The sequence below is a fragment of the Longimicrobium sp. genome (assembly GCF_036387355.1).
Classification (GTDB): Bacteria; Gemmatimonadota; Gemmatimonadetes; order Longimicrobiales; family Longimicrobiaceae; genus Longimicrobium.
The window spans coordinates 1-17,720 of sequence record NZ_DASVTX010000281.1 but is presented as its reverse complement, the minus strand read 5'-3'; the positions used below and the strand labels follow the sequence as shown (position 1 = coordinate 17,720).

Below are 17,720 nucleotides of genomic sequence, written 5' to 3'. Positions count from 1 at the left end.
TTCGAGGAGGATTCTCCGCTGGCAGCCAGCGGCGGAAAGGCACGCGTGCTGGCCGGGTGGAATCTTCCCCGCCCCGCGCTGCTGGTGGGTGATGGCGCAACGGACCGGGAGGCGCGCCCGGCGGTGGATGCGTTCGCCGCGTACATGGGCGTGGAGTTTCGCCCCGCCGTGGCGGACGGCGCCGACCACGTGCTGCGTGAGGAAAGCCTCGCGCCCGTCCTGTCCCTCGCCTGCAGCGCCGAGGACCGTGCGCGTCTGGCGGATTCCGGGTGGGCGCCGCTCCTGGCCCGAGGCGACGGCCTGCTGCGCGGCTGAGGGGCTTGGGGGCGAATGAATTCGCCGCAACAACGGCGGAAAGTCCCCCCAAACAGACGGGGGGACTTCACCTGCACAGGGTGGGATGGTTGGGTGCGTGGAGGCGGGATCGCGCAACTCAGGCGCTGCTGTGCGAGTGAACTCGCCGCAACAACCGCTGAAAGCCTCACGATACTGCCGTGAGGCTGGCACCTGCGCCGCGAACCAGGTAAGTGCCGGACGCGGCGCTCGCAACGGGGGTCTCCCTCTTCTCCCGCGACAGCCGGGGTGCAGAGGGCCGTTCCGAATGCGCGGGACCATTCAAAGCGCACCGCTGTCGCCGGGTTATCCCCTCGGCAGGTTTGTCCGCACGGGCGGAGGGGACGCGGTGAAATTCTCCCCTCTCCGTGCGGCAGTTTGCACGGGGAGGGGTCGGGGGTGGGGCCCGCGGGGCCCGGCGACACGCGCCGATCCATCCTTCGCGCCGAACCATCCGACGTGCACTCAGCACTCAGCACTCAGCACTCACGCACTCACGCACTCACGCACTCCAAGCCCTCATGCACGTGCATCTTCCCGCGCCGGCGGAGTTCGGGCGGTTCTTTCTTCCGGGGCCCACCGAGGTGCACCCCGACGTGCTCGCCGCCATGACGCGCCCCGTGATCGGGCACCGCGGCAGCGAGATGTCGGCGCTCCTGGCGGCGTGCGACCCCGTGCTGCGCGACGTATTCCGCACCTCGCGGCCGGTGTACGTCGCGTCCTCCTCCGCCACCGGGCTGATGGAGGGCGCCGTCCGCAACGCCGTGCGCACCCGCGCGCTGTCCCTCGTAAACGGGGCGTTCAGCGCGCGCTTCCGAGACCTGGTGGACGACTGCGGGCGCGAGGTGGAGATGTACGACGTGGAACTCGGCCGCGCGCACGATCCCGAGGAGGTCTACACGCGCCTCCGTGACGGCAAGTGCGATGCGGTCACCGTCGTCCACTCCGAAACGTCCACCGGCGTCCTCAACCCGCTTCCCGCCATCGCTGAGGCGGTCCGCCGGGCGGAGGCGGAGAGCGGGCAGGAGATCCTGCTGCTGGTCGATGGCGTGACCAGCGTCGCCGGCATGCTCGTGGAAACCGAGGCGTGGGGGCTGGACTTTCTGCTCACGGGATCGCAGAAGGCGTTCGCCCTGCCGCCGGGGCTGGCATTCGGCACGGCGTCGGAGCGCACCATCGCCCGGGCGATGACCCTTCGCGGGCGCGGCCAGTACTTTGACCTCATGGAGTACGAGGCGTACGCCGCGAAGAACCAGACGCCCACCACGCCCGCCGTCTCCCTGATCTACGCCCTCGCGGAGCAGTGCGCACGCATCGGTGCAGAGGGCGTGGAGGCGCGCGCGGAGCGGCACTGGCGCATGGCCGGGCGCGCATGGGAGTGGGTGATGGACCGCGGCCCGCGCTGGGGCCTCTCTCTCTTTGCGCCGGAGGGCGCACGCTCGCCCACCGTCACCACCATCGCGGTGAACGGCGCCATGGCGGCCACGAGCATCTGCGCCGAAATGACCGCGCGCGGGTGGACGCTGGGCACGGGCTACGGCTCGCTCAAGGACACCACATTCCGAATCGGCCACATGGGAGACCACACGGTGGATGAACTGGACCTTCTCCTCGCGGCCCTGGAAGAGGTGCTGGGATGACGCAGCGCCGTTTTCGCGTCCTGGTGACGGACGAGATCGACCCGGAGGGCGTCGGCATCCTGCGCGCCCATCCAGACATCGAAGTGGTGGAAAAGCCCACCCGCCCGCTCCCCGAGGTGCTGCAGGAGATCGGCACCTTTGACGCCTTCATCGGGCGCAGCGCCACGCGGGTCACGCGCGAGTTTCTGCAGGCGGGCGAGCGGCTGCGCGTCATCGGGCGCGCGGGGGTGGGGGTGGACAACGTGGACCTGGCGACCGCGACGGAGCTGGGCATCGCCGTCATCAACGCGCCGGGCGGCAACACGGTTTCCGTGGCGGAACTGGCGTTCGGCGTGCTGATCGGGCTGGCGCGGCACGTCCCGATCGCGGCGGAAAGCATGCGGGCCGGGCGCTGGGAGCGGAGCCGGCTGGGCGGCATCGAGCTGCGCGGCAAGACGATGGCCATCGTGGGCGTCGGCCGTATCGGCGGAGAGATGGCGCGGCGCGCGCGGGCGTTCGGCATGCACGTGCTCGGCTACGATCCGTACATCGCCCCGCCCCGCTTCGAGGAGCTGGGGATTGAACGGGTGGAGCGGCTGAACGAGGCGCTGGAGCGCGCGGACGTGCTGACGGTGCACGTTCCGCTCAACAACGAGACGCGCGGGATGATCGGCGCGGCGGAACTGTCGCGGATGGGGCGGCAGGCGTTCGTTCTCAACCTGGCGCGCGGCGGCGTGGTGGCGGAGGACGCACTGGCGGACGCGCTCGCATCCGGCCGCATCGCCGGCGCCGCCGTGGACGCGTTCGACACCGAACCGCTCCCCGCGGACTCGCCGCTGCGCACCGTCCCCAACCTGATCCTGACGCCGCACCTGGGCGCGTCCACTACGGATGCGCAGCGCAACGTGGCCGTGGAGGCGTGCGAGGCGGTGCGCGACGCGCTGGTGACGGGCGACCTGAGCGCGGCGATGAACTCGTCCGGCGTGGGCGGTGCGGCTACGCGCGAACTGCGCCCGCTGCTTCTGCTTGCGGACCGGCTCGGCCGGCTGGGGCGCGCGCTGGTGCCCGGCGCGCTCAGCTCGCTGGAGGTGCGCTACACGGGGCCGAGGGAAAACGCCCCGCGGCCGCTGCTGCTTTCCGCGCTGCAGGGGGCGCTGCGCGACGTGGTGGAGCGCCGCGCCATCAACCTGGTGAACGCGCAGCACGTGGCGGCGGAGCGCGGCATTGAGACGGCGTGGGCGTACGTGGAGCCGCGGGGCGAGCAGGGGGAGGAGATCGAACTGCGGCTGGAGGGCGGCGAGCGCAGTATTCGCGTGGGCGGCGCGCTGCTGGGCGAAACGCACGGCCGCATCATCCGCATCGGTGCGTTCCGCGTGGACGTGGCGCCCCGCGGGGTGATGATGGTGATCCGCAACCGCGACGTTCCCGGCGTGATCGGCCGGGTGGGGACGCTGCTGGGTGAGGCGGGGGTGAACATCGCCGAGTACCACCAGGCGCGACTGCAGATCGGCGGCGAAGCCCTGGCCGCCGTCTCCGTCGACAGCCGGGTTCCGCCCGACGTGGTGGACGCGCTCTGCACGCTCTCGGAGATTCTCGAGGTGCGTCAGGTGGAGATGGAGTAAACCGAAGTGCGTGAGTGCTGGGTGCGTGAGTGCGGGGGGCGCTGAGTGCTGGGTAAATCAATGCTCGTATCCTCTGCCCTGCTGAGCGAGTGAACTCGCCGCAACAACCGCTGAAAGCCTCACGATACAACTGTGAGGCTGCACTGGCGGAGTACGGAGATCGGCGCCGAACTCGACGTTACGCCGAACGGCTCCCCTCTCCCGCGGAGCGGGTGGAGGGGGCTGGGGGGAGGGGGCCTCCGTCGGCCGGATCGGCACCATCCGAAGCGCACCACCAAAGCAGTTCTCCCCTCTCCGTGCGTCTGTTTGCACGGGGAGGGGCCGGGGGAGGGGCCCAAAGCCGGACGAACGAAACCCGTCCCGGATCGCAGTCCCGATCGAGCAATCCCGGCGCATTCCTTGCCTGTGTGCCGCACGAAGTCCGCATCCACATCCACACGAAAAGCAATGGGCATCCGGCACTGGCTCCGGCTACGGTCCGCGGAAGACGATGGCGAAGACCATCCGCCGCACACCTCGATCTTTCACAAGATCTTCGGCCGCGAAACACCCACGCCCCGCGCCCTGGGCGAGTTTGACCAGAAGACGTATCCCGGCGAGCTGCAGGAACTCCTGCGCCGCCGCACCGACGTGGCCGAGGAGCTGATGGAGATGGAGCTCCTTACCCGCGACGCGCGCGTCGCCGCCATTCCGCAGCTGCGCGAACTGCTGCGCCGGTACCCGCACCCGCTGGTGTACGAGACCCTCATCCACGCCTACGTGGACGCCGGGCGCTGGGACGAAGCCCGCGGCGCCGCCTTTGCCGCCCGCGAGCGCCGCAACGAGGTCACCCGGTCCGCGTATTCCGAGATCCGCGCCGAGGTGGACCGGCTGAACGAATGGACGCCGGAGGACGTGGACGCCCTGCGCGCCGAACGCGAAGCCGCCGCGCCCCGCGCCTGACGCCCGCACGCGCCGACGTCCTCCGCCGGTGCAGGGGGACGGAAGATGATGGAGCACAAAGCCCCGCCCGGCACGTCCGGACGGGGCTTTGGGTTCCGCGGATGGCGCGAAAAGGACAGAGGCAACAAAGAACCTTGCCCCGCGGCCCACTGCACGCCTATCGTGCGCCATCCCGCTCCACCCACACCGCGCGCGCGGCCCCGTACGTCCGTCCCGCGGCGGCTCCGTACGGCAGTCACACCGGCCGCACCTCCCCGCGCGCACCACACCTCTCCCACACGCCCCATGCGCCGAACTCCCCTGCACACCCTGCTGTTCCTGCTCGCCCTGCTGTTCGCGGCCGCCCCGGCCTTTGCGCAGGACACGGGCGGCGTGTCCGGCACGCTGCGCGACATTTCCACCGGCCTCCCGTTGCGCGGCGCCACCGTGCAGGCGATGGGCCCCGGCGGGCAGGTAGCCGGCTCGGCCACCACCGGCGCCAACGGGGTATACACCATCCGCAACCTGCCCGCGGGCGAGTACGATCTGGTAATCACCGGGCCGGAGATGGCGGAGCGGCGCGTGGCCGTGCAGGTGCGCGCCGGCCAGACGTCGCGGGTGGATTCGCAGCTGGCGTCCAGCAACCTGCGGCTGGATCCCGTCGTGGTTTCCGCCTCCAAGCGCCCGGAAAAGGCCGTGGACGCCCCGGCCCGGGTGGAAGTGGTGTCGCTGGCCGAAATCCAGGCGCGGCCCACCACCACCCCCGCCGACCACCTTCGCGGCGTGGCCGGCGTGGACGTGGCACCCACGGGGCTGCAGTCCAGCAACGTGGTGGCGCGCGGCTTCAACAACATCTTTTCCGGCGCGCTGCACGCCCTCACCGACAACCGCATCGCGGGCGTGCCCTCGCTGCGGGTGAACTTTCTTCACTTCGCCGCCAACAACAACGACGACATCGCCCGCATGGAGGTGGTGCTGGGCCCCGGCGCGGCCCTGTACGGGCCCAATACGGCCAACGGCATCCTGCACATCATCACCCGCTCGCCGCTTGACGACCAGAGCACCTCGGTGAGCGTGGGCGGCGGCGGGCAGGGGCTCATGCAGGGCGACTTTCGCGTGTCGCGGCTGGTGACGCCCAATCTGGGCTTCAAGGTGTCGGGCCAGTTTCTTCAGGCCGACGAGTGGGAGTACACGGACCCGGCGGAAACGGCGGAGCAGCAGAAGTTCGCCAGCAACCTGTCGTTCTACCGCGCCGACCTCATGCGCGCCTCGGGCATCACGCAGGCCCAGGCCGACGAGCGCATCGCGCGCATCGGCGACCGCGACTTCCAGATCCGCCGGTGGGGCGGCGAAGCCCGCGCCGACTGGCGCTTTCGCCCGGACGCCACGGCGGTCCTGAGCGCCGGCAGCACCACCTCCAACAACGGCATCGAGCTCACCGGCCTGGGCGCCGCGCAGGTGCGTGACTGGCGCTACACCTACTACCAGGCGCGCACCACGTGGGGCCGCCTTTTCGCGCAGGCGTACCTGAACCAGAGCGACGCGGGCGACACCTTTCTGCTTCGCAACGGCGCTCCCATCAGCGACCGGTCGCGCCTTCTGGTGGGCCAGCTTCAGCACGGGGCCAGCATGATGGCAGGGCGGCAGCGCTTTACCTACGGCGCCGACTACCTGCTCACCACACCCGTCACCGCGGGCACCATCAACGGGTGGTACGAGGACCGCGACGAAACGCGCGAGTTCGGCGGCTACCTGCAGTCCGAGACGGACCTGAGCCCCCGCCTGGAACTGGTGCTGGCGGGGCGCGTGGACACGCACTCCGCCCTTCCGGACCCCGTCTTTTCACCCCGCGCCGCGCTGGTGTTCAAGCCCCGCGAGGGGCAGGCGTTCCGCCTGAGCTACAACCGCGCGTTCAGCACGCCCAGCAGCATCAACCAGTTCCTGGACCTGGGCTCCACCGTGCCCAACGCCGACCTGGCGCGCCTGGGGTACAGCCTGCGCATTCAGGGTACGGGCGCGGACGGGTTCAGCTTTCGCGGCGCGGACGGCGGGTACCAGGTGCGGTCGCCGTTCACCCCCGCCGCGCTCGGCGGGCCGGGGACGCTGCTGCCCGCCACCTCCGCCACGCTCATGCCGCTGGCAGTGGGCGTTCTGGCGCAGCGCGCCGCCGCGGGGGGCACGCCGCTTCCCGCGCAGCTCGTGGCGTACCTGGGAACACTGCGGCCCACGGCGGCGCAGGTGGGGCTCAACTACCTGGACGTGGCGTCGGGAACCACCGGCGCCCTCAGCTCGCTGACCCTGAACGACATCGAGCCCATCCGCGAATCGCCCAGCACCACACTGGAGGCCGGCTACAAGGGGCTGATCGCCGACCGCTTCGTGCTGGCCGCGGATCTGTGGTGGTCGCGCAAGGAGTCGCTGGTGACGCCGCTCACCATCCAGACCCCGCTGCTGCTGCTGAACGGCCCGCAGCTGGGGGCCTACCTGGTGCCGCGCCTGATGGCGGACCTGGGGATGTCCCAGGCGCAGGCCACCGCCACCGCCGCCTCGCTGGTGGGCAGCGCGACCACGCCGGGCTTGGCCACCATTCCCGTGGGCGTAATCTCGTCCGCGGACGTGGACGCGAACGGCGGGCAGCTGCTGGTGACGTACGTGAACGTGGACGAGTCCATTGACCTGTGGGGCACGGATCTCTCGGCCAAGGCGCTGGTGAACAGCCACTGGTCCCTGGGCAGCACGGTGTCGTTCGCCAACCACGACCGGTTCAACACGGCCAACGCCGGGCTGGTGACGCTCAACGCGCCGCGGTGGAAAGGCTCGTTCTCAGTGGACTACGACCGTCCCGTGGGGGCGTTCGGGCAGCTGCGGATGCGCTACAGCGACGCCTTCCCCGTCAACTCGGGCGTGTACGTGGGCACGGCCTGCGCGGGCGCCACCGGCCCGCTGGTGGAAGAGTGCGTGCACGCCAGCACCCTGCTGGACCTGAACCTGGGCTACCGGGTTCCCAGCGTGCGGGGCACCACGCTCAACGTTGCCGTCAGCAACCTGTTGGACCACGACTACCGTCCCTTCCCCGGCGTGCCCGTCATGGGCCGCATGGTCATCGCGCGGGTCAAGTACGAATTCTGACCGGCGGAGTCGCCCCGCGACATCGAGGCGGGAGAGCCGGTTCGGCTCTCCCGCCTCGGCGCTTCTGGTGAAACGGTTGGGGCGGTGGATGGCGGATGCGGATGACCGGGAACCGGCGGAGGCCAGCAGCGGATCCGCACGCCGGCGCAGAAGCCGCCGGAACAGGTGTCGCCGGGTACGCTCCCTGCTCTTCATCCGCACAGGCACCCTCGCCCGCGCCGCGGGCCACCGCCTTCCCGACGCGCCCGGAGCGCCCCATGTCCGACGTTCATCCCAGGTCCCTTCCCTCTTCCGCCGACGACCTCGTCCTGCGCGACCTGTCGCACGCGGCGGACGCGTACCGTTCGGCGCGCGCGGAATGGAGCGAACGCGCCGAACGGGCCGAAGCGGAAGCCGCCACGCAGCGAGGCATCGCCGAACGGCAGCGCCGGCGCGCGGAGTGCCTGGAAGGGTCCCTGAAAGAGATCCACGGCGCGCTCTTCGGCGGCGACGTGTACCGCCTGATCCTGCAGGCGTGCCTTACGATGACGGATGCGGAGCGCGGCGCCTACGTCACCTCCGGCGCCGCGGGCGAGCTGCGGGTGCGCGCCTCGCTGGGCCTGCGCGAGCACGAGGAGCCGGCGCCCTCGCCGTACCTGGAAGCGCTCGCCCGGCGCGTGCTGGAAAGCGGCGAAACGCTGGTCTGCAACGCGGCGGGCGGCGTGGCGGGCCTGCCCGCGCCCGGCCCGGGTGAGCGGTTCAGGGGATTCGTCGCCGCGCCCGTGCTGCTGATGGCGGACGTGAGCGGCGTGGTGATCGCCGCGGACCGCCGCTCGGGCGAGTTCGACAAGGAAGACGTGGATTCGCTGCTGGCCGTGGGGAGCCAGGCCGCGGTGGCCGTGCGCAACCGCAGGCTGGAGCGCGAGCTTCAGCACGCCTACCTGTCTACGGTGAGCATGCTGGCCGACGCCGTGGAGGCCAAGGACCCCTCCACGCACGGGCACTGCGAAATGGCGTCGCGGTACGCGCGGATGGTGGCGGAGCGGATGGGGCTGGGGCCGTACGACTTGGCGGTCGTGTGCTATTCGGCCCTGCTGCACGACGTGGGCAAGATCGGCGTGAGCGACGGCGTGCTGAACAAGCCGGGGCCGCTGCTGCCGGAAGAGGTGCAGCTCGTGCGCGCCCACGTGCGGGTGGGCCACGACCTGCTGCGCGGCGTTCCCGCGCTGGCCGCCGTGGCCGACGTGGTTCTGCACCACCACGAGTGGTACGACGGCACCGGGTATCCGGACGGGCTGCGCGGCGAGCAGATCCACCTGGCCGCGCGCATCGTGTCGGCGGTGGACGCGTACTGCGCCATGGTGGCGCGCCGCAGCTACAAGGAGGCGTTCACGGAAGAGGTCGCGCGCGCCGAGCTGCGGCGCGGGTCCGGGACGCAGTTCGACCCCGCGGTAGTGGAGGTGCTTCTGCAGGTGCTGGACGATCCCCGCGCCGCCGATGCAGACGACGACTACGACGCGGAGTGCGGGCTGCTGCCGGAGTTCGTCCTGCTGACCGGGGGCGACACCGCGCTCCGCTAGGCCGCGAGCGTCCGCCGGGTGCAGGCTCAAAGACCGCGTGAACGAGGCGGCATCGCTCGCTCTCTCCCGGTGATCCACATCATTCCCCGTGCGCCTCGTCCTCCCCGCCCAGCAGGGTGCGGAGCGAGCGCTCGCGGTGCTCCAGAAAGTCGCGCGTCACGCGGTAGGCATCCGTTTCCTCGTACTCCGTTTCCCTGATCCCGTCCTCGTCGAACCGGTAGATGCGCGCCTCCGGATACGCCAGCAGAATGGGCGAGTGCGTGGCGATCACGATCTGCGACCCGCGGCGCACCAGCCCGTGGAGCACGGTGAGCAGCGCCATTTGCCGCAGCGGAGAAAGCGCCGTCTCCGGTTCGTCCAGCAGATACACACCGCCGCCGGACAGCCGGTTGCTCAGCAGGGCCAGCATGGCCTCCCCGTGCGACTGCTGGTGCAGCGAGCGGCCGCCTCCGTAACGCCGGTTCAGCGGCCGGTAGCCCGTCATGGTCACCCCGCTCCACCGCTTCGCCTCGCGCGCGATCGCGTCCATCTCCTCATCCTGCCGGTCCACCTCGGTGGCCAGGTTGAACAGCCCCTCCGTCCGCACAAAGAAGCCGTCCCCCGCCGTGCCGCCCAGCGGCACCAGTTCCAGCGCCTCGTGCAGGGAGGACGAAGAGCGGGCCACCGTCTCAAAGCGCAGGTCCGCCGATCCGCCCTCCGGATTGAAGCCGAGCAGCACGGCGAGCGCCTCCAGGATGGTGCTCTTTCCCGTGCCGTTCTCCCCCGCAAAGAACGTGATTCCGCGCTCCATCCGCAGCCGCTCCACCTGCTGCACCGCGGCCAGGTGAAATGGATACTCGGAGGAACGCGAAGCCACCCCGGGCCGCAGTCGAAGGCTCTGTACGAAAGGGATCGCGGTTTTCACGTCGGTACGGTACGGGAGGATGGGTGGCGTGAAGGCGCCTGCGCGCCGCGAGTCGCGTGCCGCCACGGAACGCCGCGGGTCCGGACCGAACGGGTGGAGGGATCGGGGCGGGTGCGCAGCCACCCCGTCCCGCCACTTGCACGCACTATCTTTTCCGGTTAGAATTTATGCGAGCGCTCATCCATCGCAGGCCTGACGATTCCGGACGAAGCCCACGCTTTCGCCCGGGAGATCCTCCTTTGTCCCAGACACACCCGACCCGTCATGCACATGTGGAAGAACGCCGCCCCCGCGGCATTTCTCGCCGCGCTCGCGGCCTGCGCCGACCAGAGCAGCCAGCCCACCCTCGCCCTTCCCGATGCCGTCCCGGCCGCGTCGGCGTCGCAGGCGCGCGTCGTGGAAGGCGAGTACATCGTGACTTTCAAGCCCGCCGTCTCCGACGTCCGGGGCGAGGCCGCCGCCCTGGTGCGCGCCCATGGCGGCACCCTGGGCCACACGTACCACCACGTCCTGCGGGGCTTTTCCGCGCGGTTCTCCGCGCAGGCCGCGGCGGCCCTGCTGCGCAACCCGCGCGTGGAAAGCGTCGGGCCCGTCACCGTGGGCGAGGCCTCGTACACCCAGACCAGCGCGCCGTGGGGGCTGGACCGCATTGACCAGGTGTCGCTCCCGCTCAGCACCACGTTCATGACCGTGGGCGGCTACTACGGCAACACCACCCACATCTACGTGATCGACACGGGGATCCGCGCCAGCCACGCCGACTTTGCGTCCATGGCGAGCGCCGGCTACGACGCGCGTCCTTCCGACTGGCGCAACGGCCTGCCGGCGGGTTCGGACTGCCACGGCCACGGTACGCACGTCGCCGCCACAACCGCCTCCACCACCTACGGGGTGAACAAGGAGGAGGTGCAGGTGATCGGCGTCAAGGTGAACATCGAGTGCTCCCCCAGCGTGAACTCGTCCGACGCAGTGGCGGGGATGGACTGGGTGGCGGCGCAGAAGGCGGCCAGCCCCGGAACGCCGATGGTGGCCAACATCAGCCTGGGGTGGAGCGGCGGAGACAGCTACATCGACACGGGCGTGACCAATCTGATCAACAGCGGCGTGGCCGTGGTGGTCGCGGCGGGCAACAACAACTACAACGCCTGCAACGACTCCCCCTCGCGCGTGGCGGCCGCCGTAACCGTGGGTGCCACCACCACGTCCGACGCGCGCGCCTCGTTCTCCAACTGGGGCAGCTGCGTTGACCTGTTCGCGCCGGGCAACAACATCACCTCCGCCTCGTACGCGAGTGACTACGGCTCGGCGGTCATGAGCGGAACCTCCATGGCGGCTCCGCACGTGACCGGCGTGGCCGCCCTGTACCTGCGCAAGGCGGGGGGCGGCGCCTCGCCCGCGGCGGTGCACAAGGCGCTGGTGGACAACGCGTCCGTGAACAAGCTGTCCAGCATTGGCACGGGCTCGCCCAACCGCCTGCTGTACACGCGGAACATGATGGTGAACGTCACCCTGAGCGGCCCCACGACGGTGACCGCCCCCGGGTGGTACACCTTCAGCGCCAGTGGAAGTGGCGGCGCGTCGCCGTACACGTACTCGTGGGGGGGCGCCGGCTCCGGCACCAGCACCGTCACCTCCGCGTACATCCCGTCGGGCGGCGCCAGCGTCGTCGTGTACATCACCGACGCGGGCGGAATGACGTTCGGGACCAGCCGGTACGTCACCGTGAGTTCCGGATCCGGCGGCGGCGGCGGACCGAACGATCCGCTCTGATCCGGACGGCGCGGGGAGATCCCACTCCACCGTAAAAGATGACGAACGGGGCCTCCGCATCCATCTGCGGAGGCCCCGTTTCGCGATACAGGTTGCTTCGGATGCCAGATCAGGAGTCGCATCCGGGGCAGGGACGACGGTGCGGAGCATTCGTCCTGGCCCACGTCCCTGCCTGGAATGATTCGCGGCGAACCGTGTCCGTGAACGGCATCGGACACGAAATCCCCTGCCGGCAGAGAGCCCGCCGGATTCATCTCGGAAACTGCGGCGACGGAGCCATGATGCGCGCCCCGTTCATGAAACTCATGCGCAACGAAAACGGCCCCGCCGCTCGAGTGAGCAGCGGGGCCGTAGATCGTTGTACCGCAACAACGGAGGCGGAGGGACTCGAACCCCCAAAGGCTTGCGCCCGCCGCATTTCGAGTGCGGTGCCTTACCAATTAGACTACGCCTCCAACGAGATTTCCGACTTTTCAGTCGGGACGGCCGGATTTGAACCGGCGACCCCTCGCTCCCGAAGCGAGTGCTCTACCGGGCTGAGCCACGTCCCGAAGTTCCTACGGAGCGGACCGGGTGGGATTCGAACCCACGAGGGCTGTTAACCCCACACGATTTCCAATCGTGCTCCTTAAGCCGCTCGGACACCGGTCCAAGACGGAGCGGAGAGGGCGGGATTCGAACCCGCGTCTGCCTTTTGGACAGGACGGTTTAGCAAACCGTTGGTTTTAGCCACTCACCCACCTCTCCATCAACGCGCGCATGCGTCAGCCCACATCATGCGGCGCAGTTGCCCCCCCAGGGATCGAACCTGGACTTTCCTGAGTCAGAGTCAGGCGTGTTGCCAATTACACCAGAGGGCAATCATACAAACCCGGATTTTCAATAGAGCGGGAGACGGGGCTCGAACCCGCGACCCTCAGCTTGGGAAGCTGATGCTCTACCAACTGAGCTACTCCCGCGCTCGGACAGCGAAGATAATCGCCCCGCGACCGAATTTCAACCTCGGTTCGACCAGAGCCACCGGTCGGATTTGAACCGACGACCGCTCGATTACGAATCGAGTGCTCTACCCCTGAGCTACGGTGGCGGTCGAAGTGGAGCTGAGGGGAATCGAACCCCTGACCTCTGCAGTGCGATTGCAGCGCTCTCCCAACTGAGCTACGGCCCCGGCGACGCACGAGTGGGCGGTACAAGACTCGAACTTGTGACCTCCACGATGTCAACGTGGCGCTCTAACCAACTGAGCTAACCGCCCAAAGTGGTGAGGGTAGGATTCGAACCTACGTAGGGCGAAGCCCGGCAGATTTACAGTCTGCTGCCATTAGCCACTCGGCCACCTCACCGCTTTACAACCCGCGTACCAATGGAGCCGAGGGGAATCGAACCCCTGACCTCTTGAATGCCATTCAAGCGCTCTCCCAACTGAGCTACGGCCCCAGGATCGCCACACTCAAGGGCGACGCCAACCCATGTTTTCAATCCCCAAAGCGGGGCCGACGGGACTCGAACCCGCGACCTCCGGAGTGACAGTCCGGCACTCTAACCGACTGAGCTACGGCCCCTTTTGCGTTTGACTTGTATTCCGGAGTCTGCTCTCCGGCCCGGCGAAGCGGGCAACCGGACTCGAACCGGCGACCTCAACCTTGGCAAGGTTGCGCTCTACCAACTGAGCTATGCCCGCGTTTGTTGCTGACCCGACGCTCCCACGGGGAATCGAACCCCGCTCTCAACCTTGAAAGGGTCGTGTCCTAACCGATAGACGATGGGAGCCCACCTCTCAAGCTCGCGATGGGACTCGAACCCATGACCTCTTCCTTACCAAGGAAGTGCTCTGCCGGCTGAGCTACGCGAGCATCCAGTTCAGTCCGCCACAGGGGCGGGCATCCTTGGGCCCCGGGAGCGCCGAAGCGCTCCGCGAGAGCAGGCCAGGAGGGACTCGAACCCCCAACCGCCGGTTTTGGAGACCGGTGCTCTACCAATTGAGCTACTGACCTACGGCCGATCAGGTGGCCAGGGAGGGAATCGAACCCCCGACACTGCGATTTTCAGTCGCATGCTCTACCAACTGAGCTACCTGGCCCTGCAACCTTGCTTCCCCAACAAAAAGCCGCCCGACTTCGGCGGCGGGGCCCGGCATAGCGGGGGCGGGATTCGAACCCGCGACCTTCGGGTTATGAGCCCGACGAGCTACCAGGCTGCTCCACCCCGCGGCAAGGACGGAGAATGTAAGGCCTGAGCCTCACCGCGTCAACCCCCTTCCGCAAACTTCTTTGGGCGGAGGCGCCGCGCTTCGCCGTTCCGTCCTGACCGGCGAAGGCCACTAACATATCCCGATCCCCGGATTGTTCAAGTCCTTGACACCGTGTTTCCACGGCGTTACCGCGGGCTCAGTTCAGGAACCGCCCCTCGTCGGCCAGCTGGCGCAGCAGGTCGCCGCGCTCGTTTTCCGCATCGGCCAGGCGGCGCAGCTCGGGGGTGGCGGCGTGGCGCGCCCCGCACGATCCGCATCCCAGAAAGCGCTCGTCCCACATCCACTGCTCCGTCCAGGTGCCGGTGCACTCGGCCGCCACGTGGCGCAGCGCGGCTTCCGGCCGGGGCTCGTCCTGCTGCACCTCCAGCGTGGGCTCGAAGTGGCAGGCAAAGCAGGTGACCGTGTGGGGCAGGCTGATGCGGGTTCCCGCGCCGATGCGCAGATGGCGGCCGCAGCGCGGGCACATGCCCACGAACCAGCGCACGCGGTATCGCCCCGTCCAGAACTCGTGCGCCAGCCAGGCGCCGGTGCACACGCACAGCACCGGCCACGGGTAGTGCGGCGGAAGCCAGAAAGAGGGCGCCGCCAGCAGCCAACAGACCGTGAGCGACACCAGCGTCTTGGCGGCGCGCGCGGGCAGCGGCTGGTACACCAGCCCCACCCGCGCCGGGGCGGGCGGGTAGGCCGGCAGAATCATCTGTACGGGCGGTGCTTCCGTGCGTCCGTTCATCGCGCTCCCTCCGCGGCTCCACGGGTCCAGGAGCAATTTAGGAACCCGCGGCGCCAACCTCCACCCCCAGGTGCGCCGGGGTGCCGCACGTCACGCGTCCGCAACATGGCGGAACGGGGACGGGGTCCCGCACAGCCGTCCGGGAGCCCGTCCGCCATCCAACCTGTGTACACGAAGCTCAGCGGCCCAGGCGCATCAGCAGGCGCTCGCGGCGGACGCGGACGAGGTGCGTCATCCTCGCGCCTGCCCTCGAGTGCACGCTTCACACGGCCGAGCCGGACGCCCGCGGGCCGAACTTCGCGCTGGCGCGGGGCGTGAGGTCGCCGCCGCCTCCGATCTGCTTGAGCAGCCCCGTCGCGGCGATGATTTCTTCCGGCGCGGCCCCGGCCATGGCGTCGCGGATAATGCGGGCGTGGGCGGGAAAGAGGATGTCCATCAGCGCCCTTCCCTGCTCCGTCAGTTCGCCGAAGATCACGCGCCGGTCCTCGTCCGAGGGGCGGCGCACAACGTACCCCTGCTCCTCGAGCTTCTTGATGACGTAGGTCAGGCTGCCGCACTGCATCAGCACCTTGGACGCGATCTCGCCCAGGGGTGTAGGCCCCTTGCTGTACATCACCTCCAGCACGCCGAACTCGGTGGGGGTGAGCCCGTGCTCCGCCGTGTGGCGCGCGAGCCTGCGCTGCACCGTGTGCAGCGCCCGGTGCGCGACGACCCAGAGCTTCAGTGCGGCGGAGGTTTCGGCGTCCATGGTCCAGCTGCTCGTTTGCTGAGGATTACTTGGTTCATCACCGGTCGACGCTCCAACGACGGCGCCCTCCGCCGCGGTGCGGAGGAGGGCGCCGGGAACGCCGGTGGCCGGAAAGGGTCAGAGTTCGGCCTGCACGGGAACGCGGTTGGTGTTGGCGTCGTGGAACAGGAAGCCCTGCGTGTAGTGCACCCCCAGCCGCTTGACGGCCTCGTACTCCTCTTCGCGCTCCACGCCCTCGGCGATCACCTTGATGCCGTGGTCATTGGCGAACTGCACCATGGTTTCCACCAGGTTCTGCTTCATGAAGTTCGCGTCGATCCCGCTGATGAGCGAGATGTCGAGCTTGATGAAGTCGGGCTCCAGGTTGGCGATGCTCCCCAGCCCGGCGTAGCCGCTCCCGGCGTCGTCCACGGCGAAGCGGAAGCCCGCCTTGCGGAACTCGTCGAGGTAGCCCTGGAAGGTGGGGTAGTCGGTAATGGCGGTGCGCTCCGTGATTTCCAGCACGATGCGCTCCGGGTGCTGCACCCCCAGTTCGTCCAGGTCCAGGTAGCGGAAGGTGGGGTCGCGAAAGTCGTGCGGGTCGATGTTGATGAACAGGAACTGCCCCTCCTTGAGGTGCGTGTCCATCCCTTCGATGGCGCGGCGCCGGCACAGCCGCGACAGCTCCCAGATGAGGTTGGCTTCCTCCGCCACGCCGAACATGACCTCGGGCGAGCGCAGGGCGCGGCTGGAGCCGCGGGCCAGCGCCTCGTACCCGAAGACCTCGCGCGTTTCCGTTACCACGATGGGGTGGTAGACGATGTAGACGGCGCCCTCGCGCAGGGTGGTCTTGAGGTCCGCCACCTTTCGCGACCGCTCGCGGTTTTCCACGCTGCGCGCCGCGTGGGCCGCCTCGCGGATGCCGCGGTAGATGATGCGCTCGGTGCGGATCTTGGGATTGCGAAAGATGGTGCTGCTGCCCACGTAGATCTCGAACAGCCCCGCGATGTCTTCGCCGTGCTCCGCCTCCAGCCGGGTGCGCACGTGGTTTTCCAGCGCGTGCGTCATCTCGTTCACCCGGCGCTCCGCATCGTCCAGCCCGTCGGGGAGGTCGGTAAAGAAGATGAAGTCGTCGTCCGCCGTGTGCGACACCATCATCACGCTGTCGCCGGCCTCGTACGCTTCGTAGAAGGCGCGGACGGATCCCGCGGTGGTCTGCAGCACTTCGTCCAGCTTTTCCCACCCGTAGATTTCTTCGAGCTTGCTGTAGCGGACGAACTCAATGTACAGAATGGTGAGCCGGCCGCGGCGCTCCAGCATTTCGCGCCCGCGCTCGATCATGACCGGCAGGGTGGGAAAGCCGGTAAAGCGGTCGTACAGCAGCTCTTCGTAGCGCAGGTGCTCGGCGGAGTGGCTGGCCTCGCCGGGGCGTTCGCGGCGGCGGGCGCGCTCCATGGCGGCCAGCACGCGCGCGCCGACCTCCTCCTGGTTCACGGGGAGGATCATCCACTCCTCGGCGCCTTCGGCAACGGCGCGGCGGGCCTCGTCTTCGCTGCCGCAGGCGACCACCAGGGCGATGCCGCGGGTCTGCGACTCGGCGTAGGCGCGCTCCAGCAGGCCGCGGCGGTAGCGCAACACGGCCACGTCCGGGTGGGTGCGCAGCGCGTCAAAGAAGACGTCGTCGCGCGCGGCCGACCCGTCGGCGGGCGTGAGCAGGTTGAGCTCGGCGCCCATGCGGCGGGCGGCGGTGTCAAGCGCCTCGCGCAGCGCCTCGTCTTCGGCGTACCCCAGAACTCTCATCACGCCTGGCTGCCCCGGGCCGCCAGGTTGCGCTCCACCTTGCCCAGCAGGTCCTTGAAGTCGACGGGTTTTACGACGTAGTCGTCGGCGCCGGAGCGCAGCCCTTCGAACTTGTCTTCGAACCCGCCCTTGGCCGTCACCATGACCACTTTGGTGCCGCTGTGCGTAGGGTGCTGCTTGATGACGCGGCAGACTTCCCAGCCGTCCATGCCGGGCATCATGACGTCCAGCAGCACCAGTTCGGGGCGCACTTCGTCCAGGCGCGCGAGCGCCGCCTTGCCGTCGCGTGCCTCGGCCACCACGTATCCGCGCGATTCCAGAAAGGCGCGCAGGATTTCGACGTTGTCCAGGTTGT

The 17,720-nt window shown here is 69.1% G+C and carries 11 protein-coding genes, 18 tRNA genes and 1 pseudogene; 7 read left to right on the top strand and 23 right to left on the bottom strand.

The window, feature by feature from the left end; translation table 11 throughout:
* The 6 genes and pseudogenes from VF665_RS12030 to VF665_RS12005 all read left to right on the top strand — a co-directional run.
* Window positions 1-315 (top strand): annotated as a pseudogene (locus VF665_RS12030) (hypothetical protein); the annotation flags it as partial.
* Between the two features lie 539 nt (window positions 316-854).
* Window positions 855-1,973, top strand: coding sequence for a pyridoxal-phosphate-dependent aminotransferase family protein (locus VF665_RS12025; RefSeq protein WP_331053663.1), 1,119 nt, complete (start codon window positions 855-857; stop codon window positions 1,971-1,973).
* Window positions 1,970-3,574 carry a phosphoglycerate dehydrogenase gene (gene serA, locus VF665_RS12020; protein ID WP_331053662.1) on the top strand — a complete coding sequence of 535 codons (1,605 nt, stop codon included), beginning with the start codon at window positions 1,970-1,972 and terminating at the stop codon, window positions 3,572-3,574. The genes VF665_RS12025 and serA overlap by 4 nt, the downstream gene beginning before the upstream one ends.
* A gap of 447 nt (window positions 3,575-4,021) precedes the next feature.
* Window positions 4,022-4,516 carry a hypothetical protein gene (locus VF665_RS12015; RefSeq protein ID WP_331053661.1) on the top strand — a complete coding sequence of 165 codons (495 nt, stop codon included), beginning with the start codon at window positions 4,022-4,024 and terminating at the stop codon, window positions 4,514-4,516.
* Between the two features lie 285 nt (window positions 4,517-4,801).
* Window positions 4,802-7,624, top strand: a complete 2,823-nt coding sequence (locus tag VF665_RS12010; RefSeq protein WP_331053660.1) for a TonB-dependent receptor — start codon at window positions 4,802-4,804, stop codon at window positions 7,622-7,624.
* A gap of 257 nt (window positions 7,625-7,881) precedes the next feature.
* Window positions 7,882-9,183, top strand: a complete 1,302-nt coding sequence (locus VF665_RS12005) for an HD domain-containing phosphohydrolase (protein WP_331053659.1) — start codon at window positions 7,882-7,884, stop codon at window positions 9,181-9,183.
* Between the two features lie 79 nt (window positions 9,184-9,262).
* On the opposite strand, the gene VF665_RS12000 is transcribed toward VF665_RS12005, so the two are convergent.
* Window positions 9,263-10,039, bottom strand: a complete 777-nt coding sequence (locus tag VF665_RS12000) for an AAA family ATPase (RefSeq protein WP_331053658.1) — start codon at window positions 10,037-10,039, stop codon at window positions 9,263-9,265.
* Between the two features lie 312 nt (window positions 10,040-10,351).
* On the opposite strand from VF665_RS12000, the gene VF665_RS11995 reads away from it, so the two are divergent.
* The gene (locus VF665_RS11995) at window positions 10,352-11,857 is read left to right on the top strand and encodes a S8 family peptidase (protein ID WP_331053657.1); all 1,506 of its coding nucleotides are present in this window, start codon (window positions 10,352-10,354) and stop codon (window positions 11,855-11,857) included.
* 372 nt (window positions 11,858-12,229) lie between these two features.
* On the opposite strand, the gene VF665_RS11990 is transcribed toward VF665_RS11995, so the two are convergent.
* From VF665_RS11990 to VF665_RS11885, 22 genes are all read right to left on the bottom strand, one after another.
* Window positions 12,230-12,312, bottom strand: a tRNA-Ser gene (locus tag VF665_RS11990).
* Between the two features lie 22 nt (window positions 12,313-12,334).
* Window positions 12,335-12,408 (bottom strand) — tRNA-Pro (locus tag VF665_RS11985).
* Window positions 12,409-12,422: 14 nt separating this feature from the next.
* Window positions 12,423-12,508 (bottom strand) — tRNA-Ser (locus tag VF665_RS11980).
* A 9-nt stretch (window positions 12,509-12,517) separates the two neighbouring features.
* Window positions 12,518-12,604: transfer RNA gene (locus tag VF665_RS11975), tRNA-Ser, on the bottom strand.
* Window positions 12,605-12,644: 40 nt separating this feature from the next.
* Window positions 12,645-12,717: transfer RNA gene (locus tag VF665_RS11970), tRNA-Gln, on the bottom strand.
* A 26-nt stretch (window positions 12,718-12,743) separates the two neighbouring features.
* Window positions 12,744-12,816 (bottom strand) — tRNA-Gly (locus VF665_RS11965).
* 56 nt (window positions 12,817-12,872) lie between these two features.
* A tRNA-Thr gene (locus VF665_RS11960) sits at window positions 12,873-12,944 on the bottom strand.
* Window positions 12,945-12,952: 8 nt separating this feature from the next.
* Window positions 12,953-13,025: transfer RNA gene (locus VF665_RS11955), tRNA-Ala, on the bottom strand.
* Window positions 13,026-13,038: 13 nt separating this feature from the next.
* Window positions 13,039-13,112, bottom strand: a tRNA-Val gene (locus tag VF665_RS11950).
* Window positions 13,113-13,116: 4 nt separating this feature from the next.
* Window positions 13,117-13,200, bottom strand: a tRNA-Tyr gene (locus VF665_RS11945).
* A gap of 21 nt (window positions 13,201-13,221) precedes the next feature.
* Window positions 13,222-13,294, bottom strand: a tRNA-Ala gene (locus tag VF665_RS11940).
* Window positions 13,295-13,345: 51 nt separating this feature from the next.
* Window positions 13,346-13,419 (bottom strand) — tRNA-Asp (locus VF665_RS11935).
* Between the two features lie 46 nt (window positions 13,420-13,465).
* Window positions 13,466-13,538 (bottom strand) — tRNA-Gly (locus VF665_RS11930).
* A 17-nt stretch (window positions 13,539-13,555) separates the two neighbouring features.
* Window positions 13,556-13,627, bottom strand: a tRNA-Glu gene (locus VF665_RS11925).
* Window positions 13,628-13,637: 10 nt separating this feature from the next.
* Window positions 13,638-13,710: transfer RNA gene (locus VF665_RS11920), tRNA-Thr, on the bottom strand.
* 68 nt (window positions 13,711-13,778) lie between these two features.
* A tRNA-Trp gene (locus VF665_RS11915) sits at window positions 13,779-13,851 on the bottom strand.
* Between the two features lie 13 nt (window positions 13,852-13,864).
* A tRNA-Phe gene (locus VF665_RS11910) sits at window positions 13,865-13,937 on the bottom strand.
* 56 nt (window positions 13,938-13,993) lie between these two features.
* A tRNA-Met gene (locus VF665_RS11905) sits at window positions 13,994-14,067 on the bottom strand.
* A 177-nt stretch (window positions 14,068-14,244) separates the two neighbouring features.
* The gene (locus VF665_RS11900) at window positions 14,245-14,838 is read right to left on the bottom strand and encodes a hypothetical protein (protein ID WP_331053656.1); all 594 of its coding nucleotides are present in this window, start codon (window positions 14,836-14,838) and stop codon (window positions 14,245-14,247) included.
* Between the two features lie 262 nt (window positions 14,839-15,100).
* Window positions 15,101-15,586 (bottom strand): MarR family transcriptional regulator, encoded by a 486-nt coding sequence (locus VF665_RS11895; RefSeq protein WP_331053655.1) that lies wholly within the window; start codon window positions 15,584-15,586, stop codon window positions 15,101-15,103.
* 117 nt (window positions 15,587-15,703) lie between these two features.
* Window positions 15,704-17,365 (bottom strand): EAL domain-containing protein, encoded by a 1,662-nt coding sequence (locus VF665_RS11890; RefSeq protein WP_331053654.1) that lies wholly within the window; start codon window positions 17,363-17,365, stop codon window positions 15,704-15,706.
* A partial coding sequence (locus VF665_RS11885) for a response regulator transcription factor (RefSeq protein WP_331053653.1) occupies window positions 17,365-17,720 on the bottom strand: 356 nt, incomplete at its 5' end. The genes VF665_RS11885 and VF665_RS11890, both read right to left, overlap by 1 nt.